Consider the following 13,712-nt stretch of genomic DNA (forward strand, 5'->3'; position numbering starts at 1 on the left):
CTTCCTCGCGGCGCCGGTCTTCGGCGAGCTCCTCCTGGACGACCGCGTCGGCATCCGGCCGCCGTGTTCATGGCCGTCCGGCGCGGGCGGGAAGGTCAGCCCCGTGCCCCTCCGTGCCCGTTCCCTCCGTTCCCCTGTCCCTGGACGAAGTTCCCGGGGAGGGTGAAGGTCGGGTTCGGGTTCGGGTTCGGGCCGCCGGTGGTGTCACCGGGACCGCCGTTCGTTCCCCCGCCGATCAGTCCCCCGATCAGTCCGCCCGTGTCCCCCCGGTGATTGCCCCGGTCGCCCTTTCCCCGGCCGTCCCCGTGGTCGTCGTCGGGGATGTCGACCAGGTTGAAGCCCGGTGCGTCCTTGCCGGACAGGGCGCCGGTCATGGCGTCCTTCCAGATCGGGCCGGGGACGTCGGCGCCGAAGACCTGGTCGTGGTAGACGCCGCCGATGCTGATCTGGGTCATCTTCACGTTCTGCCGGGCGCTGCCGACCCAGACCGCGCCGGCCATGTTGGGCGTGTAGCCGACGAACCAGGCGTTCTTGCGCTCGTCGGTCGTACCCGTCTTGCCCGCGCTCTCGCGGTCGGTCAGACCCGCCTCCTGGCCGGTGCCGGAGTCGATCACGCCGCGCAGCAGGGTGTTGACGGTGTCGGCGGTCTTCTCGCTCATCGCGCGCGAGCAGGTCGACTTGGGCACCGGGATCGACTTCTGCTCGTTGCCGACCTTCTGGGTGATCGACTCGATGGCGACCGGCGTGCAGTACATGCCCCGCGAGGCGAAGGTGGCGTACGCGCTGGCCATCGTCAGCGGGGACAGGCCGATGGAGCCGAGGGCGATGGCGGGGGTCTCCGGGAGCTTCGAGCCGTCGCCCTGTACGACGTGCAGCGCGTCGGTCATCTTCACCACCGGGCACAGACCGATGTCGGAGATCAGCTGCACGAAGTAGGTGTTGATGGACTTCGCCATCGCCTCCTTCATGCGGTACGGGCCCTTCTCGGACTCGTTCTCGTTCTCCACGGTCTCGTTCTTGGTGTTGACGTACGGGTTGGCGTCGCACCGCTGGACCGGGCTCGGGTAGTTCATCTTGTACGGCGACGCGTACTCCTGGGTCGCCGGCTTGCCGCCCTCGATCGCGGCCGCCGCCACGAACGGCTTGAACGTCGAACCCGTCGGGAAGCCGTAGTTGGAGCCCCCCATGGCCCGGTCGACCGAGAAGTTGTACTCGGTCTCGTCCTTGCCGTAGCCGAACGGCTTCGACTGGCCCATCGCCAGGACCTTGCCGGTGCCGGGCTCGACCAGGGTGGAGGCCGCGGCGACCGTGTCGGACTGGTTGATGTGCTGCTTGAGGGAGGCCTGCACCGAGTCCTGGGCCTGCGGGTCCAGGGTCGTACGGATCGTCAGGCCGCCCTTGTTCCACAGCTTGGAGCGGTCCTCGCGGGTCTTGCCGAAGGCCGGGTCGGTGAGGAAGACGTGCTCGACGTACTTGCAGAAGAACGAGGCGCCCCGGGTGGCGGTGATGCAGCCGTTCTGCGGCTGGCTGACGTGCAGCCCGAGCGGCGCCTTCTTGGCCCGGTCGGCCTCCGCCGGGGAGATGTCGCCGACCTCGGCCATGCGCTGGAGCACGATGTTGCGCCGCTTGGTGGCCTCGGCCTCGTCGTTGACCGGGTCGTAGCGGCTCGGGGACTGCACGATACCGGCCAGCAGCGCCGACTCCTGCAGGTTCAGGTCCTTGGCGTGCTTGGAGAAGTAGCGCTGGGAGGCGGCCTCGACGCCGTACGCCTGCTCGCCGAAGAAGGTGATGTTCAGGTAGTTCTCGAGGATCTTCTTCTTGCCGAGCTTCTCCTCGATCTGGATCGCGTACTTCAGCTCGCGGACCTTGCGGCCGAGGGTCTGCTGGGTGGCCTCGGCGACCTTCGTCGGGTCGTCGCCGGCCTCCTCGATGAAGTAGTTCTTCACCAGCTGCTGGGTGAGCGTGGAGGCGCCCTGGGAGACCCCGCCGCTCTGCGCGTTCTTGTTCAGGGCGCGCAGCACGCCCTTGAGGTCGATCGCGCCGTGCTTGTAGAAGCGCGAGTCCTCGATCGCGACGATGGACTTCTGCATGTACGGCGAGATGTCCTTGAGCTCCACCACCGTACGGTCGCGGGAGTAGACGCTCGCGATCTGGTTGCCCCGGCTGTCCAGTATGGTCGTGCGCTGGCTGAGCTGGGGGCTCTTGAGGTTGGCGGGGATCTCGTCGAAGCCCTGGACCGAGCCCTTGGCCGCGAGGCCCAGCGCTCCGGCCGCGGGCAGCGCGATGCCCGCCATCACGGCTCCCGCGAGCACACTGACACCGAGGAACTTGGCGGCCTGCTGCGTGGTGGACAGGCCACCGCCCGAGCGCTTCTTTGGCATGGGGGCAGCCTAATCCGTACTCCTGAGCGTTCCGAGGGAGCGGCTCTCTCTCGGGATGTTCGCCACAGTGCGACGCGGACGTTCTCATTCTCCGGACACGCGCACAGGCCTTGGCCTAAGCTGCTCTCAACTGTCACAGCAGTGCGGCCACGTATCAATACGTCCGGCGACCCCGAATCGTTCCGGAAGTACCCCGATTTTCTGATGGGGGCGTGTCCGAATCCGCCTCGTGTGTCACCTGGCGTCCGCTGTGACACATCGCAGCTGTCCCGGTTTGCCGGGATGGTCGCGTATGTCGCCAGCTCACTCCCGCGGGTGATCTGCCGCTTACCCATAGTCCGTTCGGGCCATTCAAGATTGGGCCCGAAGGGGGTGTTGCGCTGTCCCCACCTTCCGTAACGTCCTCAACTGGCGGCGGTGAATATGCCGCTGCCGCCGTGGGGGAGCCTCGATTCGGGAGAGGACGGCGCCGGTATGGGCTGGGTAACCGACTGGAGTGCGCAGGCCGCCTGCCGCACTACCGATCCGGATGAACTGTTCGTTCAGGGAGCAGCGCAGAACAGGGCCAAGGCGGTGTGTACCGGATGCCCGGTACGCACCGAATGCCTGGCCGATGCGCTGGACAACCGCGTCGAATTCGGCGTGTGGGGAGGCATGACGGAGCGGGAGCGCCGCGCACTGCTGCGCCGGCGGCCCACCGTGACCTCCTGGCGCAGGCTGCTGGAGACCGCCCGCTCGGAGTACGAGCGAGGCACGGGGATCGTGCCCCTCGACGACGACGAGGTGTACGCGAACTATGCGGCGGTGAGCTGAGGGCACTGCCCTCCGGCATAGACCGAGGGCCACTCCGGCCGGGCGAGAGCCGCGGGAAGCAACGGTCGGGCATGTGCCTTCGGGTCATCTCCGCGGCGGCGACGCGGGGTGAGCGAAGGCTGCCGTGACGCATGCCTCCGGGACGCATGCCTCGGTGACGGCGGTTGCCGTTACGACAGCTCCGTACGCCCCGCCGCCAGCAGCTTGCCGATGTCGCGCAGGCCCGGGAGGTCGTGCACGTCACCGGGAAGCGCGGGCACTTCGACGACCGCCACCTCGGGGTGGCGGGCGGTGAAGCGGTCACGCGTGCGCTGCTCGCGTGAGAGCAGCTGCATGCGCTCGGCGTGCAGTCTCAGCAGGCCTGCGGTGAGCTGCTCGACGGACCGCTCTGTGTCGGACCGCTCTGTGCCGGATCGCTGTGTGGCGGACCGTTCTGCGCCGGATCGCTGTGTGTCGGACCGCTCTGCGCCGGTGCTGTCCGTGTCGGGCCGCTCGGTAGTGGGCCGCTCCGTGTCCGTGGCGGGGGAGCCGTCGTCGGGAGCCGGTGTTCCGGAAGCGGGAGTCTCTGAACTGCCGTACGTGTCGAGAGAGTTACGAAGTCCAGCTTTCCCGCCCCCCTGATCCACAATGCGGGGCTCCTCAAGATTTTCCGCGGCGGCCAGTGCCCGCTCGGCCGACAGCCGGTCGGCGCCGCTGCCGTGCACGCGGTTGAGCACCAGACCCACCAGCGGCATGTCCTCCGCGTCCAGCCGCTCCACGAAGTACGCCGCCTCGCGCAGTGCGTCCCGCTCCGGGGCCGCCACCACCAGGAACGCCGTACCGGGGGCCTGGAGCAGCTTGTACGTGGCGTCGGCGCGCGTGCGGAAGCCGCCGAAGGTGGTGTCCATCGCGGCCACGAACGTCTGGACGTCCTTCAGCAGCTGGCCGCCCAGCAGCTTGCCCAGCGTGCCGGTCATCATCGACATGCCGACGTTCAGGAACGCCATCCCCGCGCGGCCGCCCAGCTTGGCGGGGGCCGTCAGCAGACGGATCAGCCGGCCGTCCAGGAAGGACCCCAGCCGCTTGGGCGCGTCCAGGAAGTCCAGCGCCGAGCGGGACGGCGGGGTGTCCACCACGATCAGGTCCCACTCGTCCCTCGCCCGCAGCTGGCCCAGCTTCTCCATCGCCATGTACTCCTGCGTGCCCGCGAAGCCCGCCGAGAGCGACTGGTAGAAGGGGTTCGCCAGGATCGCGGCCGCCCGCTCCGGGTCCGCGTGCGCCTCCACGACCTCGTCGAAGGTGCGCTTCATGTCGAGCATCATGGCGTGCAGTTCCCCCTCGCCGTCGGTGCCCTTCACCCGCCGGGGCACGTTGTCGAGGGAGTCGATGCCCATCGACTGGGCCAGCCGCTTGGCCGGGTCGATGGTGAGCACGACCACCTTGCGGCCCCGCTCGGCCGCCCGGAGCCCGAGGGCCGCCGCGGTCGTCGTCTTGCCGACCCCGCCGGAACCGCAGCACACCACGATCCGGGTGTTCGGGTCGTCCAGCAGCGGGTCGACGTCGAGCACACGCGCGGGCGAGAGACGAGCGCGGGCGGCGTCCTGCGCCTCGGCCGGGTCCGGACTCATGACAACCCCTGCTTCCGCAGCTCGGTGGCGAGTTCGTACAGGCCCGCCAGGTCCATTCCCTCGGCGAACAGCGGCAGTTCGTGCAGCGGCAGGTCCAGTTCACCGAGGACCCCGCGCTGCTCCTCCTCCAGCGCGTACCGCTCGGCGTACTCGGCGGCCTGCCGCAGCAGCGGGTCCACCAGCTGCTCCGCCTTCCCGCCGCGCCGCGCCCCGCCGAGCCCGGCCGCCGACAGCGACTGCGCCACGGCCGTGCGCGGCACGGACCGCACGAGGTCCAGGTCGGTCGAGTCCAGCACCTGGGGCCGGACCATGTTCACGATGACCCGGCCCACCGGCAGCCGCGCCGCGTGCAGTTCGGCGATGCCGTCGGCGGTCTCCTGGACCGGCATCTCCTCCAGCAGTGTGACCAGGTGCACGGCCGTCTCCCGCGACTTGAGCACCCGCATCACGGCCTGCGCCTGATTGTGTATCGGGCCGATCTTCGCCAGGCCCGCCACCTCGTCGTTGACGTTCAGGAAGCGGGTGACGCGACCGGTCGGCGGGGCGTCCATGACGACGTAGTCGTACGCGAACCTGCCCGACTTGTCCTTGCGGCGCACCGCCTCGCAGGCCTTCCCGGTGAGGAGGACGTCCCTGAGGCCCGGCGCGACGGTGGTGGCGAAGTCGATCGCGCCGAGCTTGCGCAGCGCCCGGCCCGCGCCGCCGAGCTTGTAGAACATCTGGAGGTAGTCCAGAAGGGCCAGTTCGGGATCGATGGCGAGGGCGTACACCTCCCCGCCCCCGGGGGCGACCGCGATCTTGCGCTCCTCGTAGGGCAATGCCTCGGTTTCGAAGAGCTGTGCGATTCCCTGCCGGCCCTCGACCTCCACGAGAAGCGTCCGCTTCCCCTCGGTCGCGAGGGCCAGCGCGAGTGCGGCGGCGACCGTCGTCTTGCCGGTCCCGCCCTTGCCGCTGACGACCTGGAGCCTGCTCACGCCTTCGAGACTAACCAGTCCGGCCGACTGTCACGCGCGAGGCTGTGGATAAACCCCGCTCAGGCCGTCCGCCGGTCCCGCCGGTCACAGCGGATACAGTCGGCCCATGACCAAGTGGGAATACGCAACCGTGCCGCTGCTCGTCCATGCCACGAAGCAGATTCTGGACACCTGGGGCGAGGACGGCTGGGAGCTCGTCCAGGTCGTGCCCGGGCCCAACAACCCCGAACAGCTGGTGGCCTACCTGAAGCGGGAGAAGCAGGCGTGAGCGCGGTCGAGACCAAACTGGCCGAACTGGGCCTGACCCTGCCGGAGGTCGTACCGCCGCTGGCCGCGTACCAGCCGGCCGTGCGGTCCGGCGTGTACGTCTACACCGCCGGCCAGCTGCCGATGGTGGAGGGCAAGCTGCCGGTCACCGGCAAGGTGGGTGCGGAGGTCACCCCCGAGGAGGCCAAGGACCTGGCCCGCACCTGCGCGCTGAACGCGCTGGCCGCCGTCAAGTCCGTGGCCGGCGACCTGGACCGCATCGCGCGCGTGGTGAAGGTCGTCGGGTTCGTCGCCTCCGCCGCCGACTTCACCGGGCAGCCCGGTGTCGTCAACGGCGCCAGCGAACTGCTCGGCGAGGTCCTGGGCGAGAAGGGCGTGCACGCCCGCAGCGCCGTGGGCGTCGCGGTGCTCCCGCTGGACGCGCCGGTGGAGGTCGAGATCCAGGTCGAGCTGGTTCCGTAGCCACCGTGAGCCACTGCGGCCTCTGGGCCGGCGCCAGGGTGCGGCCCCTGGGCGGCAGCTTCCGAGTGACAACCTCTGGGGCCGGACCACGGGGGACTCCCGACCGGCCTCCGAAGCCCCTCTGACCTCGGGCACCTCTCGAACATTCGCCCTACACGGGATAGCCTCCGGCCATGGCGAACGGTCAGTGGTACCCCCCGGAGTGGCCCGACCGCATCCGCGCACTCGCGGACGGCACCCTCACACCGGTGTCCCCCAGGCGCGCGGCCACGGTGCTGCTCCTGAAGGACAGCCCGGCCGGTCCGGTCGTCCACATGCTGCGCAGACGCGCCTCCATGGCCTTCGCCGGAGGCGCGTACGCGTATCCCGGCGGCGGTGTGGACCCCCGGGACGACGACCGGCAGGTCCGCTGGGCGGGCCCCACGCGCGCGTGGTGGGCCGACCGGCTCGGCGTCGACGAGACCGGCGCCCAGGCGATCGTCTGTGCCGCCGTGCGGGAGACGTACGAGGAGGCGGGTGTCCTGCTCGCCGGACCGAGCCCCGACTCGGTCGTCGGTGACACCACCGGGGACGACTGGGAGGCGGACCGCACCGCCCTGGTCGCGCGCGAGCTGTCCTTCGCCGAGTTCCTGGACCGCCGGGGCCTGGTCCTGCGCTCCGACCTGCTCGGCGCGTGGACCCGCTGGATCACCCCTGAGTTCGAGGCCCGCCGCTACGACACCTGGTTCTTCGTGGCCGCCCTCCCGGAGGGCCAGCGCACCCGCAACGTGTCCACGGAGGCGGACCGCACGGTGTGGACCCGGCCCGGGGAGGCCGCCGCCGGCTACGACAAGGGCGAGCTGCTGATGATGCCGCCCACCATCGCCACCCTGCGTCAGCTGCTGCCGTTCCGCACCGCCGCCGAGGCACTCGCCGGCGCGCCCGAGCGCGACATGACCCCGGTGATCGCGCGCGCCCGCCTGGAGGACGGCGAGATCGTGCTGTCCTGGCCGGGGCACGACGAGTTCACCAAGCACATCCCGTCCGCTCCGCGCACCGGTGGAGGCCCCGCATGACCGACGCAGCAGCCCTGCCCGGCCAGCCGAGGGGCACCGTCGTCTCCGGACCCGCCACCGAACGCGCCGTCAACGTGCTGGCGCCCAACGCCTCCGCGATGACCCTGGACGGCACCAACACCTGGATCGTCGCCGAGCCGGACTCCGGGCTGGCCGTGGTCGTCGACCCGGGCCCGCTGGACGACGTCCACCTGCGCAACGTCGTCGACACCGCGGAGAAGGCCGGCAAGCGCGTCGCCCTCACCCTGCTCACCCACGGCCACCCCGACCACGCCGAGGGCGCCGCCCGCTTCGCCGAACTGACCGGCACGCGCGTGCGTGCCCTCGACCCGGCGCTGCGGCTCGGCGACGAGGGCCTGGCCGCCGGGGACGTGATAGCGCTCGGCGGGCTGGAGCTGAGGGTCGTACCGAGCCCCGGGCACACCGCGGACTCCCTGTGCTTCCATCTCCCGGCCGACCGGGCCGTGCTGACGGGCGACACCATCCTCGGGCGCGGCACGACCGTCGTGGCGCATCCCGACGGCCGCCTGGGCGACTACCTGGACTCCTTGCGCCGGCTGCGCTCGCTGACCGTGGACGACGGCGTGCACACCGTTCTGCCGGGCCACGGGCCGGTCCTGGAGGACGCCCAGGGTGCCGTCGAGTTCTACCTCGCCCACCGCGCCCACCGCCTCGCCCAGGTCGAGACCGCCGTCGAGGACGGCTACCGCACCCCCGCCCAGGTCGTCGCCCACGTGTACGCGGACGTCGACCGCTCCCTGTGGCCGGCGGCCGAGCTGTCGGTACGGGCCCAGCTGGACTACCTCACCGAGCACGGGCTGATCTAGGGCCGTCTTCCGGATCCCGCCGGGGCTGCGGGGCCGTCAGGACGCTTGACACCCGGTCGACCGGATCCCTCCGCACCCCGAGGGCAGGCCCTAGTCCCAGCCCTCCGGGCGCGGGGTCTTCACGCCGTGCACGCGTGCGTACTCCTCCGCCAGCCAGGGGCCGAGGTCGTCCACGTACGTCCGCAGGACGTCGCGGTCGCCGACGGGCTCGTAGCCGTACCCGGCGGCCGTGCGCAGCTGTTCGGCCCGTCGCGGGTAGTACGCGCCGAACACCTCGGCCATCTCGCGCAGATCGCTCGTCCAGCCGTTCCAGCGGGGCATGACGAGGGTGAAGCCGGTGCGTACGAGGTGCCGGGACATGAAGCGGACGAGCCTGCGCCGGGACTCCTCGGTGTCGTCCGCGCCCGCGATCCGCTCGCGCCAGCGGGGCAGCCACCGGGCCAGGTCGCCGTTCGTCTCCCGGGCGAGCAGGGAGTCGGGCCGGTAGCGGGGGAGCCGCCGGGCGAGATCGTCCCCGAGCAGCGGTGTGCACAGGCAGGCGAGGAACCAGCCCAGGTCGTGCCGCTCCAGGTCGCTCAGCAGCCGCGCCCGGCCGTACAGCAGCGTGCCCACGCCGTCGATCTGTGCGAACTGCGTGTCGAGCGCCTCCCCGAGGGCGCGTACGGCTTCCCGGTCGGCTTCCTCGGGCTCCTCGCGCAGGGTCACCAGCAGATCCAGGTCGCTGCGCCCCACGCGCGCGGTGCCCCGCGGGATCGACCCGTACAGGTAGGCGCTGTCCAGCCGTGTCCCGAGGAGGCCGGGCAGCCGGTCGCGGACGGCGTCGACGACCGGGCGGAACGCGTCCGGCACGCGCGCGAGGGAGCCTTCACGCGCGATGTGGCCCTGCGCGTCGAGTCCGTGGGGGACGGGCGGCCGGTGAGGGTCGGTCATGCGGCCCACTGTGTCCTGTGGGAGGGGAGGGACGTCGCGTATTTTCGGCGCAGGCCGGCGCCGGAGCAGCCCGTCCGGCGTTCGGGGACGCGGTGTTCGGGGACGACGCCCGTCAAGGGCCGGAGCGAGGGTCTGGGGCGCAGCCCCGGGAACGGCGGACATGACGGCGGGGCCCGCTGCACAGGCAAGCGGGCCCCGGTGTCGTACGGCCGAGAGCGGTGTCAGCGCGACCGCTTGGCCAGCCGCTCCACGTCCAGCAGGATCACGGCCCGCGCCTCCAGGCGCAGCCAGCCGCGCTGGGCGAAGTCGGCCAGCGCCTTGTTCACCGTCTCGCGTGACGCGCCGACCAGCTGGGCCAGCTCCTCCTGCGTGAGGTCGTGGACGACGTGGATGCCCTCCTCGGACTGCACGCCGAAGCGGCGGGACAGGTCCAGCAGGGCGCGCGCCACACGGCCCGGCACGTCGGAGAAGACCAGGTCGGACATGGCGTCGTTGGTCTTGCGCAGCCGGCGGGCGACGGCGCGCAGCAGCGCCGTGGCCACCTCGGGGCGCGCGTTCAGCCAGGGCTGGAGGTCGCCGTGACCCAGGCCCAGCAGCTTGACCTCGGTCAGCGCGGTGGCGGTCGCCGTGCGCGGACCCGGGTCGAACAGCGACAGCTCGCCGATCAGCTCGCCGCCGCCGACCACGGCCAGCATGTTCTCGCGGCCGTCGGGTGAGGTGCGGTGGAGCTTGACCTTGCCCTCGGTGACGACGTAGAGCCGGTCTCCGGGGTCGCCCTCGTGGAAGAGGGAGTCGCCACGCGCGAGAGTCACCTCACTCATGGAGGCGCGAAGCTCCGCGGACTGCTCGTCGTCGAGAGCCGCGAAGAGCGGGTTGCGCCGCAGAACGTCGTCCACGAGTTCTCTCCTTGTCGACCTGCTCAGGGGATCTTGCTCCCCGTTGGTACCAGGGGACCGTGCTCCCCATTTTGCCGGACGGTCCAAACAGTGTGATCTGTCACAAGGATGCCGCACAGGTGTCCCGAGGTAAGCGGCAGGGGTCCAATCGGGGGCGGATCTTCCGGGTCCGGGGCGGATGTCGGTGGCGGGCTCTAGGCTGGCCGGGTGTCCAAATCGCCGGTGAGAGCACAGTCCAAGGGGGCTCGGCGGGTGACGGTACGTCGGGATTCCGCTGTGGGCGAACAGGCGTCCAGTGGAAGTAGTAAATCGGTGAAATCTGTAAAAAAGGTACCAGGCGCCAAGGTGCCCGCCAACGAGTCCCGTACCGCTCTGGTCCGCCGCGCGCGCCGGATCAACCGCGAGCTCGCCGAGGTCTATCCGTACGCCCACCCCGAGCTGGATTTCGAGAACCCCTTCCAGCTCCTGGTGGCCACAGTGCTCTCGGCCCAGACCACCGACCTGCGCGTCAACCAGACGACCCCGGCGCTCTTCGCGAAGTACCCCACCCCCGAGGACCTGGCCGTCGCCAACCCGGAGGAGGTCGAGGAGATCCTGCGCCCCCTCGGCTTCTTCCGGGCGAAGACCCGGTCGGTGACAGGGCTCTCCAAGGCCCTCGTCGAGGACTTCGGCGGCGAGGTGCCCGGAAAGCTGGAGGACCTGGTCAAGCTGCCCGGCGTCGGCCGCAAGACCGCCTTCGTCGTCCTCGGCAACGCCTTCGGCCGGCCCGGCATCACCGTGGACACGCACTTCCAGCGGCTGGTGCGGCGCTGGCGGTGGACCGACGCGACCGACCCCGACAAGATCGAGGCCGCCGTCGGCGAGCTGTTCCCCAAGAAGGACTGGACCGACCTGTCCCACCACGTGATCTGGCACGGCCGCCGCATCTGCCACGCCCGCAAGCCCGCCTGCGGCGTCTGCCCCATCGCCCCGCTCTGCCCGGCCTACGGCGAGGGCGAGACCGACCCGGAGAAGGCCGCGAAGCTCCTGAAGTACGAGAAGGGCGGCTTCCCCGGCCAGCGTCTGAAGCCCCCGCAGGCCTATCTCGACGCGGGCGGCAAGGCGGCCCCGCCCCTGGGGGCCGGATGACGGAAGGGCCGGAAGACGGAACGATCTCGGTGCCCTCGGGCGTTGGACTCGGCAGAGCGGGGGTGGCCATGGGCTACGTACGGGACACGCAGGACGGAGCGGTGACGCTGAGCAAGGAGGGTCTGCCGGACTGGCTGGAGCCGGTGGTGCGGGCCGCGGAGACGGTCGAGCCGACCCAGCTCAGCCGCTTCCTTCCGCCGAAGAACGGGTCGGGGCGCCAGTCCGCGGTGCTGATCCTGTTCGGCGAGGGGGAGCAGGGCCCCGAACTGCTGCTGATGGAGCGTGCCGGCTCCCTGCGCTCGCACGCCGGGCAGCCGTCCTTCCCGGGCGGCGCCCTCGACCCGGAGGACGGCGACCCGGGGGCCGACGGGCCGCTCAGGGCCGCGCTGCGCGAGGCCGAGGAGGAGACCGGCCTCGATCCGGCGGGCGTCCAGCTCTTCGGCGTCCTGCCCGCCCTCTACATCCCGGTCAGCGGCTTCGTCGTCACGCCCGTGCTCGGCTGGTGGCGCGCGCCCAGCCCGGTCGGCGTCGTCGACCCGAACGAGACCGCGCGCGTCTTCACGGTCCCCGTGGCGGATCTCACGGACCCCGCCAACCGCGCCACCACCGTCCACCCCAGCGGCCACAAAGGCCCGGCATTCCTGGTCGAATCGGCCCTTGTCTGGGGTTTCACGGCCGGAGTGATCGACCGCCTGCTGCACTTCGCGGGCTGGGAGCGCCCCTGGGACAGGGACAAGCAGGTCCCGCTCGACTGGCGGTCATGACAGGGTGTCGTCCGTGCTGTCTTTCTTCGGGGGCCGTGACACCGGCGGCTTCGCCACCGACCCCCGGATCCCCGGCCGAGCCGCTGGGACCGGAGTGAGTAGGCGAGGCCTGAAGCAGTGAACGTGCTGGACATCCTGTTGCTGGTCGCGGCCGTGTGGTTCGCGGTCGTCGGCTACCGCCAGGGCTTCGTCGTCGGCATCCTGTCGGTGATCGGATTCCTCGGCGGCGGCCTCGTGGCCGTGTACACGCTGCCCGTCGTATGGGACGCCCTGACCGGCAACGCGGAGGTCGGCACCACCGCCGCCGTCGTCGCCGTGGTCGTCGTCATCGTCTGCGCCTCCGTCGGCCAGGCCCTGACCACCCACCTCGGCAACAAGCTGCGCCGCCACATCACCTGGTCCCCGGCCCGCGCCCTGGACGCCACCGGCGGCGCCCTCGTCAACGTTGTCGCGATGCTCCTGGTCGCCTGGCTGATCGGCTCCGCGCTCGCCCAGACCACCCTGCCCACGCTGGGCAAGGAGGTCCGCAACTCCAAGGTGCTGATCGGGGTCTCCGAGGCGCTGCCCGGACAGGCCGACACCTGGTTCAAGGACTTCACCTCGGTCCTCGCGCAGAACGGCTTCCCGCAGGTCTTCAGCCCGTTCTCGGACGAGCCGATCAAGGACGTCCGGCCGCCCGACCCGGCGCTCGCCCACAGCGTGGTCCCCGCCCGCGCGAAGCGCTCCATCGTCAAGGTCACCGGGACCGCGCACAGCTGCGGCAAGGTCCTGGAGGGCACCGGCTTCGTCTTCGGCGACCGGCGTGTGATGACCAACGCGCACGTCGTGGGCGGCGTGGACGAGCCCACCGTGCAGATAGGCGGCGTGGGCCGCAGGTACGACGCCAAGGTCGTCCTCTACGACTGGCGGCGCGACATCGCCGTACTGGACGTGCCCGACCTGAAGGCGCCGGCGCTGGCGTTCTCGAAGCCGGACGCCGCCACCGGGGACGGGGCGATCGTCGCCGGCTTCCCGGAGAACGGCTCGTACGACGTCCGCTCCGCGCGCGTACGCGGACGCATCACGGCCAACGGCCCGGACATCTACCACCGCGGCACGGTCAGCCGCGACGTCTACTCCCTGTACGCGACCGTCCGCCAGGGCAACTCCGGCGGCCCGCTGCTCACCCCCGACGGCAAGGTCTACGGCGTGGTGTTCGCCAAGTCCCTCGACGACGCCGACACCGGCTACGCGCTCACCGCCGACGAGATCCGGCAGGACATCGACCGGGGGCGCACGGCGAACCAGCAGGTGGGCACCGACAGCTGTGCCCTGTGAGCGGGAACGTGCCGTGCGAGCGGGAAGGGACGCCCGGCTGACTGCTGCCCGAGCGGGTGTTCAGCCGCGCGGGTGACGCAGCCGCACCGAGACCCAGCGGGCCCGGCGGCGCAGGATACGCGGAATCCCCACCCTCGGGTCCGCCTCCGCGAGTTGCGGGGAACCGCGCCGGGAGGAACCCACGGCGGCGGAACGGCGGTTGCGGGGTGCGTCACTGTAGTCGTGCGTCCAGCCCATACCTCGACGTCTGCCCCTGCCCCAAGGTCGATAACCGCCTCCACGCCGCCCAAT

13 protein-coding genes are annotated in these 13,712 nt (G+C 71.1%); 8 read left to right on the plus strand and 5 right to left on the minus strand.

Features of this window, described 5'->3' with window-relative positions; all coding sequences use genetic code 11:
* Window positions 1–95: 95 nt before the first annotated feature.
* Window positions 96–2,381 carry a transglycosylase domain-containing protein gene (locus ACWD5D_RS21625; protein ID WP_451374351.1) on the minus strand — a complete coding sequence of 762 codons (2,286 nt, stop codon included), beginning with the start codon at window positions 2,379–2,381 and terminating at the stop codon, window positions 96–98.
* A 474-nt stretch (window positions 2,382–2,855) separates the two neighbouring features.
* Here ACWD5D_RS21625 and wblA point away from each other — a divergent pair, with 474 nt between their 5' ends.
* Window positions 2,856–3,194, plus strand: a complete 339-nt coding sequence (gene wblA, locus ACWD5D_RS21630; RefSeq protein ID WP_451374510.1) for a transcriptional regulator WblA — start codon at window positions 2,856–2,858, stop codon at window positions 3,192–3,194.
* 170 nt (window positions 3,195–3,364) lie between these two features.
* Here the strand turns inward: wblA and ACWD5D_RS21635 are convergent, their stop codons facing one another.
* Entirely contained in the window at window positions 3,365–4,801 is a 1,437-nt protein-coding gene (locus tag ACWD5D_RS21635) for an ArsA family ATPase (protein ID WP_451374352.1), read from the minus strand.
* Entirely contained in the window at window positions 4,798–5,775 is a 978-nt protein-coding gene (locus ACWD5D_RS21640) for an ArsA family ATPase (RefSeq protein ID WP_451374353.1), read from the minus strand. Before ACWD5D_RS21640 ends, ACWD5D_RS21635 begins: the two co-directional genes overlap by 4 nt.
* Window positions 5,776–5,881: 106 nt before the next feature.
* Here ACWD5D_RS21640 and ACWD5D_RS21645 point away from each other — a divergent pair, with 106 nt between their 5' ends.
* From ACWD5D_RS21645 to ACWD5D_RS21660, 4 genes are all read left to right on the plus strand, one after another.
* The gene (locus ACWD5D_RS21645; RefSeq protein ID WP_003975360.1) at window positions 5,882–6,043 is read left to right on the plus strand and encodes a DUF4177 domain-containing protein; all 162 of its coding nucleotides are present in this window, start codon (window positions 5,882–5,884) and stop codon (window positions 6,041–6,043) included.
* The gene (locus ACWD5D_RS21650) at window positions 6,040–6,504 is read left to right on the plus strand and encodes a RidA family protein (RefSeq protein WP_451374354.1); all 465 of its coding nucleotides are present in this window, start codon (window positions 6,040–6,042) and stop codon (window positions 6,502–6,504) included. The genes ACWD5D_RS21645 and ACWD5D_RS21650 overlap by 4 nt, the downstream gene beginning before the upstream one ends.
* A gap of 173 nt (window positions 6,505–6,677) precedes the next feature.
* Window positions 6,678–7,559: an NUDIX hydrolase gene (locus ACWD5D_RS21655; protein WP_451374355.1), complete on the plus strand. Its 882-nt coding sequence runs from the start codon at window positions 6,678–6,680 to the stop codon at window positions 7,557–7,559.
* Entirely contained in the window at window positions 7,556–8,386 is an 831-nt protein-coding gene (locus ACWD5D_RS21660) for an MBL fold metallo-hydrolase (protein WP_451374356.1), read from the plus strand. The genes ACWD5D_RS21655 and ACWD5D_RS21660 overlap by 4 nt, the downstream gene beginning before the upstream one ends.
* Window positions 8,387–8,476: 90 nt before the next feature.
* On the opposite strand, the gene ACWD5D_RS21665 is transcribed toward ACWD5D_RS21660, so the two are convergent.
* Together ACWD5D_RS21665 and ACWD5D_RS21670 are read right to left on the minus strand one after the other, a co-directional pair.
* Window positions 8,477–9,316: a nucleotidyltransferase domain-containing protein gene (locus ACWD5D_RS21665; RefSeq protein WP_451374357.1), complete on the minus strand. Its 840-nt coding sequence runs from the start codon at window positions 9,314–9,316 to the stop codon at window positions 8,477–8,479.
* A 221-nt stretch (window positions 9,317–9,537) separates the two neighbouring features.
* Window positions 9,538–10,212 (minus strand): Crp/Fnr family transcriptional regulator, encoded by a 675-nt coding sequence (locus tag ACWD5D_RS21670; protein ID WP_393878857.1) that lies wholly within the window; start codon window positions 10,210–10,212, stop codon window positions 9,538–9,540.
* Between the two features lie 312 nt (window positions 10,213–10,524).
* On the opposite strand from ACWD5D_RS21670, the gene nth reads away from it, so the two are divergent.
* The 3 genes from nth to ACWD5D_RS21685 all read left to right on the plus strand — a co-directional run bounded on the left by nth (window position 10,525) and on the right by ACWD5D_RS21685 (window position 13,421).
* The gene (gene nth, locus ACWD5D_RS21675; protein ID WP_451374358.1) at window positions 10,525–11,340 is read left to right on the plus strand and encodes an endonuclease III; all 816 of its coding nucleotides are present in this window, start codon (window positions 10,525–10,527) and stop codon (window positions 11,338–11,340) included.
* 68 nt (window positions 11,341–11,408) lie between these two features.
* Window positions 11,409–12,104, plus strand: coding sequence for an NUDIX hydrolase (locus tag ACWD5D_RS21680; RefSeq protein ID WP_451374511.1), 696 nt, complete (start codon window positions 11,409–11,411; stop codon window positions 12,102–12,104).
* Window positions 12,105–12,221: 117 nt separating this feature from the next.
* Window positions 12,222–13,421 (plus strand): MarP family serine protease, encoded by a 1,200-nt coding sequence (locus ACWD5D_RS21685; RefSeq protein ID WP_451374359.1) that lies wholly within the window; start codon window positions 12,222–12,224, stop codon window positions 13,419–13,421.
* Window positions 13,422–13,712: the final 291 nt, after the last annotated feature.

This window comes from Streptomyces sp. NPDC002520 (assembly GCF_053595235.1).